This window comes from Brevirhabdus sp. (assembly GCF_052826345.1).
On record NZ_JBRBUA010000078.1, the window covers coordinates 1 to 4,220 of the forward strand.

Here is a 4,220-nt window from a genome sequence, read left to right on the forward strand (position 1 = left end):
CCCTTCATCTCGACTTCGGGTTGCGCCTCGGTCAGTTTTTCATTGACTTTCGCGTTCAGCTCATCGGCGGTGACGGTGATGGTATAGCCCCGCTTCAGGCCTTCGTTCAGGGTCTCGGTGACCTGCATGCTTTTCCCCATGGTCGGCGCACGCGGCTACGGCCCGCGCGCGGCTGGATTTCAAAATCAGTCGATCTTCTATTGGCGGTGGGGCGACCATGCAAGGCGAAATGCCGTCCGCGCGCCTGTGGCCCACGGAGAGGATCGGATTGGTGCGGGTGAAGGGACTTGAACCCCCACGCCTCGCGGCGCCAGAACCTAAATCTGGTGCGTCTACCAGTTCCGCCACACCCGCACGCATCCGCCGCGCCTTGAAACCATGGCGCCAAAGGCCGGACCTTCGCTGTCTAGCAAAGCCGCCCACGCGGTGCGAGCGGAAAATGCCACCGGCCAGAGCGCGCGATAAAAGGCTTCGGATCAACAAGATGGCGAATTGTTGCTGCGATGTATGGCGCCATTAACGTATTAGCAACGCGCCACCGGCTAGGCTTTTCCCGACACCGCCAGAACGGGCGTGTCGGATAGGATCGGGACGACAACAGTGGCAGGCAGATCGCGCAGACCCATGCCCAATGACACCTGCCGCCGCGGGGGCAAATCCCGTCGCGGCGCGGCCACGCCCCCCGGCGCATTCGTCACCGCAGCCGCGGCAGACGCGCGCCCCGGCCGGCGGCCCGACCCGGCGCCGGGGTCCGGCACCCTGTCCGGCCTTCTCCTCGGCACCCATGTCTACACGTCCGACGGCGTGCTGCCGGTCGAATTCCTGATGCCGGGCGACCGCCTCATCACCCGCGACGCGGGGGCGCGCGAACTTCGCTCGATACGATACCGACACATCCCCCTGGCCCCGGTTCAGGTGGATCGCGGGGCCCTCGGGTGCAACAGCCCCGGCGCGCCGCTGCTGCTGCTACCGACCCAGCCCGTCCTGCTGCGCGGCGCGAGGGCACAGGCGCTGAGCGGCAGATCCTGCATCCCCCTGCCCGCCGCAGCGTTCATCGACGGCCGACAGATCCGGCAGGCGCCCCAAACCGACGACCATATTCTGTTCCGGCTCGATCTGGGCGGCGGCCATATCCTCTATGCCGACGGGGTCGAGGTGCTATGCGCCCCGCTGGCACCCAGCAGGCTTCACGACCCCGCGCAGCCGCGCGAACCTGCCTGACAGCGTATCGCGACGTCCGCGCAGCCGGGCCCCTGCGGCTTCTTCCCGGTTCAAATACTCATTTCCTGCACGGTGCCCGCCGCTCCTGCGCGGTGCCCGCCGCTCCTGCACGGGCCCGCCGCGGCGCCGACACGAACAGGCGCGCTCAGCCGCACAGCCCGCGCAGGACCTTCGGGATCTCCTCCGGCAGATCCTCCGCGATCAAACCGGGGCCGAAGGATAGCGCGGCATCCACATGCAGCCGGCTTGCCGCCTGCGCCGCGGCAAAGCCGGTCATGCCGCGCGCCAGCAACCCCGCGATCATTCCCGCCAGCACATCGCCCGTCCCCGCGGTCGCGAGCCAGGGCGCGGCCCGCGCGCGCACCGCCGCGTTCAGCGCGCATCGGCCATCCGGGGCTGCGATCACCGTGTCGGGGCCTTTCAGCAGGATCGTGGCGCCCGATCGCGCCGCGGCGCGCCGGACGGCCTCCGGCTTGGACAGGGGCGCGTGTGTTTCCACCGCCTGCATCGCCTGCGCCAGATCGGGGAAAAGCCGGGCGAATTCGCCTTGATGCGGGGTCAGAACCACCTCTTCGCCCAGGCGCTCGAACAGCGCTTCGGGGCAATCGGCAAAGGCGCTTATCGCGCTGGCGTCCAGCACCGCGGGGCGCCCTTCGGCCAGCGCGGCGCGAACCAGCGCACGCGTGTCGCCGTCCACCGGCAACCCCGGACCCAGGCAGAGGGCACTCAAGCGCGGATCGTCGCGCAGCATCTCCGTCAGCTGCGCGGCGCCTTCGCAGGCCACCAGCATGACCGAGGTCAGCTGCGCCGCGTTTTCGGCCAGCGCATCGCGCGGGGCGGCCAGCGTCACCAGCCCAGCGCCCATCCGCAATCCGGCGCGCGCCGCCAGCCGCGCCGCCCCCCCGCGCGCGGCCCCGCCGGACAAGACCAGCAAATGCCCGCTGTCGTATTTATGCCCCCACGCCTTGCCCAGCCCCCGCGGCATCGGCGCCAGCGTCACCGGCGCGCCCAGGCAGACCGCATCGGAGGGCGCCCCCGACAGGCCGATGTCGCAGACCTCCAGCGCCGCCGCGTGGCACGCGCCGCCCTTCCCCTCGGGGCCAAGCAGATAATGCCCCAGCTTCGCCCGGTGGAACGCAACGCAGAGCGTGGCATCCACCGCACCCCCCGGCACATGGCCGCTGTCACTGTTCACCCCGGACGGCAGATCCACCGACACGCTCGCCCGCAGGGCACGATCCCTGTGCCGCCAGTCCGACGAATACCGCACGAAAGGCGCCATGGCCGCGGGCAGCGGGCGCGACAGGCCGGTGCCGAAGCCCGCATCGACGAACAGCGCCGCCCCCGTGGCACGCAGATCCTTGGCCGTTTGCGCCGTCGCGGCGGCGCGGACCGCCCCGCCCGCATCGCGCCACGCCCTCTGAGCGGCACCCGCCGCACCGCGCAGCGCTTGTTCTGCCCCCAGCAGATAGAGATCCACCGCCCAGCCGCGCGCGTGCAGCAGGCGCGCCACCACGAAACCGTCGCCGCCGTTGTTGCCGGGACCGCAAAGCACCACGGCGCGGGCCGACGCCTCGCGCCAATCGGGCCAGCGCCGCAGGATGGCCTCGAGCACGCGCGCGCCGGCGCGATCCATCAGCGTCGCGGCACTGACCTCGCCGCGCGCGATGGCCGCCTGCTCGACTGCCCGCATCTGCGCCGCGCTCAGCACCTCCTGCATGTCCCGCTCCCCAGCTCATCAAGCTGCGCAAAATTTAGGCATGTTGCGCATAATTTGGGCACGATCGCTCGAATCGCGGGGCCGTGCCCCCCTCGCAAACCCTAGTCAATTGTCGCGGCCGCGCGAAAGTGGTCAGACACCTGCGAAGACCCAAGCGAAGGAGTCGCGCCAATGAAGAAAATCGAAGCCATCATCAAGCCGTTCAAACTGGATGAGGTCAAAGAAGCGCTTCAGGATGTCGGCGTTCAGGGCCTCAGCGTGGTCGAGGTCAAGGGGTTCGGCCGCCAGAAGGGCCATACCGAACTGTACCGCGGCGCTGAATATGTCGTCGACTTCCTGCCCAAGGTGAAGATCGAGGTGGTGCTGAGCGACGATCAGGTCGATGGCGCGATCCAGGCCATCGTCGAGGCCGCGAAGACCGACAAGATCGGCGACGGCAAGATCTTCGTCTCGCCGGTCGAGCAGGCCATTCGCATCCGCACCAATGAATCGGGCGAAGACGCGCTCTAGCCAACGCCATGACCCGGCGCGCCCATGACACAAGCAAACAACTGATAAAGGATGACCGTCAAAATGAGCACATCTGACGTTCTCAAGCTGATGAAGGACGAGGAGATCGAATATCTCGACGTCCGCTTCACCGACCCGCGCGGCAAGTTGCAGCACGTGACCCTAATCAAGGACGAGATCGACGAGGAGTTCTTCGAGGAGGGCTTCATGTTCGACGGCTCCTCCATCGCCGGCTGGAAGTCTATCGACCAGTCCGACATGAAGCTGATGCCCGACACCACCAGCGTCTACATCGATCCGTTTTACGCCGAGCGCACGCTGTGCATCCACTGCACCGTCGCGGAACCCGACACCGGCGAGGCCTATGACCGCGACCCGCGCGGCACCGCCGAAAAGGCCGAGGCCTACCTGGTGTCCTCGGGCATCGGCGACACCGCCTTCTTCGGCCCGGAGGCCGAGTTCTTCCTGTTCGACGACGTGCGCTACTCCACCTCGATCAACAAGGTGTCCTATGAGGTCGACGCGGTCGATGCCTCCTGGAACACCGACGCTGAGTACGAAATGGGCAACTCGGGCCACCGCCCGGGGCTCAAGGGCGGCTACTTCCCGGTGAACCCGACCGACTCGGCGCAGGATCTGCGTTCCGAGATGCTGTCGACGATGAAGCGGATGGGCATGAAGGTGGACAAGCACCACCACGAAGTCGCGTCCTGCCAGCATGAACTCGGCATGATCTTCGGCACGTTGACCGAACAGGCCGACAACATCC

The 4,220-nt window shown here is 67.8% G+C and carries 5 protein-coding genes and 1 tRNA gene; 3 read left to right on the top strand and 3 right to left on the bottom strand.

Annotation, left to right across the window (positions count from 1 at the left end; all coding sequences use genetic code 11):
- Both ACU0BR_RS09555 and ACU0BR_RS09560 read right to left on the bottom strand, forming a co-directional pair.
- Positions 1-128, bottom strand: a 128-nt coding sequence (locus tag ACU0BR_RS09555; protein ID WP_446156614.1) for a trigger factor, incomplete at its 3' end; no start/stop codon positions are given.
- 141 nt (positions 129-269) lie between these two features.
- Positions 270-354 (bottom strand) — tRNA-Leu (locus ACU0BR_RS09560).
- A 270-nt stretch (positions 355-624) separates the two neighbouring features.
- On the opposite strand from ACU0BR_RS09560, the gene ACU0BR_RS09565 reads away from it, so the two are divergent.
- A complete protein-coding gene (locus ACU0BR_RS09565) occupies positions 625-1,221 on the top strand; it encodes a Hint domain-containing protein (RefSeq protein ID WP_446156610.1) in 597 nt (198 codons plus the stop codon).
- 145 nt (positions 1,222-1,366) lie between these two features.
- Here ACU0BR_RS09565 and ACU0BR_RS09570 read toward each other — a convergent pair whose 3' ends face one another.
- Complete coding sequence (locus ACU0BR_RS09570; protein ID WP_446156611.1) at positions 1,367-2,941, bottom strand: NAD(P)H-hydrate dehydratase; 1,575 nt, start codon at positions 2,939-2,941, stop codon at positions 1,367-1,369.
- A gap of 171 nt (positions 2,942-3,112) precedes the next feature.
- On the opposite strand from ACU0BR_RS09570, the gene ACU0BR_RS09575 reads away from it, so the two are divergent.
- Positions 3,113-3,451: a P-II family nitrogen regulator gene (locus ACU0BR_RS09575; protein WP_446156612.1), complete on the top strand. Its 339-nt coding sequence runs from the start codon at positions 3,113-3,115 to the stop codon at positions 3,449-3,451.
- 63 nt (positions 3,452-3,514) lie between these two features.
- Positions 3,515-4,220 (top strand): glutamine synthetase beta-grasp domain-containing protein (locus ACU0BR_RS09580; protein WP_446156613.1); only part of this gene is annotated, 706 nt, incomplete at its 3' end.

Coding starts and splice junctions, on each gene's coding strand:
- ACU0BR_RS09575 (WP_446156612.1), top strand. CDS start 3,113: ATGAAGAAAATCGAAGCCATCATCAAGCCGTTCAAACTGGATGAGGTC.
- ACU0BR_RS09570 (WP_446156611.1), bottom strand. CDS start 2,941: ATGCAGGAGGTGCTGAGCGCGGCGCAGATGCGGGCAGTCGAGCAGGCG.
- ACU0BR_RS09565 (WP_446156610.1), top strand. CDS start 625: ATGCCCAATGACACCTGCCGCCGCGGGGGCAAATCCCGTCGCGGCGCG.